We start from the raw sequence: 1119 nt of genomic DNA on the forward strand, positions 1-1119 counted from the left end.
GGGCCCCCCCCCCCCCCCCTCGGCCCCTGGGGGGGGGTTCCTCCCACCCCCAGACGGTGTGCATCGACCCGCCTAGCGTCCACGGCATGACATCCCACGACACCAGCACAACGGGGAGCAGGATCATTCGCATCGGCATTCTCGGCACCGGCTCGATGGCAACAGCCCTGGGCGGTGCCTGGGTACGCGCCGGGCACCAGGTCCTGGTAGGCGGGCGGAACGCGGCAGCCGCAGCCACAACCGCGGCCCGGATCGGAGCCGCCGGACACGCCAGCCTCACCGAGGCGGCCGCCTACGGCGAGGCAGTCCTGATGGCCATACCGGCGGACAGCGCACCACTGCTGGCCCAGGAACTCGCCCCTCTTCTGGCCGGGCGGACGGTCCTCGACTGCACGGTACCCATGGCGCCCAGCCCGGATGGGCCCTCCTTGACCACCACCGGCGGCACGGACTCCGTCGCCGCGCGCATCGCGGCAGCCGCCCCGGACGCCGGTGTCGCCAAGGTCTTCGGCATCTGCCACGAAAGCATCTGGACCCTGCCGCAGCCCGCCTTCGAAGGCGCGCCCCTGGCGGTGCCGTTCTGTGCCAGCACCGCCGCCGCAGCAACACTGATGGCGGAACTGATCACCTCGATGGGCTGCTCCCCGCTGCCATGCGGCGGACTGTCCCGCGCGGCGCTGCTGGAGGCCACCGCGGTCCTCGCCGTCGGTGTGTGGTGGTCCGGCGGCGAGGCACGCCACGCCTTCCCTTCCCCTGCCCTGGCTCCCGGCGCGATCGACGACGAGCCCTAACCCTCCTCTTGTCCAGGTCTTCGTACGTTAGTTCGTTCTGTCCTGGTTTGGTAACACGTCGCAGCTCGATGGCCAACGCTCTCTACGGTGATCATCTGCCGGGCGCGATAGGGGAAGCTCGGCGTCTCTCATCATCGAAGGGGAACCCATGCTCCGTACGCGTACTGCGGCCGCCGCTGTCACGGCGGTGGCCGTCGGCGGCCTGCTCGCCCTGCCCTCGCCGGCGCAGGCGGCCGGCTCGGTCCACCTGTACAAGGTCTACTACGACAGTCCCGGGACCGACCGCGGCGCGAACGCGAGCCTGAACGCCGAGTACGTCGTCATCCGC

General features: G+C 71.0%; 1 protein-coding gene and 1 pseudogene. Both read left to right on the forward strand.

The annotated features are described in order from the left end of the window. Window positions 1–86: 86 nt before the first annotated feature. The gene (locus tag ACFQ7Q_RS16370; RefSeq protein WP_383555055.1) at window positions 87–791 is read left to right on the forward strand and encodes an NADPH-dependent F420 reductase; all 705 of its coding nucleotides are present in this window, start codon (window positions 87–89) and stop codon (window positions 789–791) included. Between the two features lie 148 nt (window positions 792–939). Then, window positions 940–1119 (forward strand): annotated as a pseudogene (locus ACFQ7Q_RS16375) (lamin tail domain-containing protein); the annotation flags it as partial.

The sequence above is a fragment of the Streptomyces sp. NPDC056527 genome, assembly GCF_042794475.1.
GTDB lineage: Bacteria > Actinomycetota > Actinomycetes > Streptomycetales > Streptomycetaceae > Streptomyces.

Bases quoted from the DNA above. Each gene is read 5' to 3' on its own strand.
- ACFQ7Q_RS16370 (WP_383555055.1), top strand. From the start codon at position 87: ATGACATCCCACGACACCAGCACAACGGGGAGCAGGATCATTCGCATC.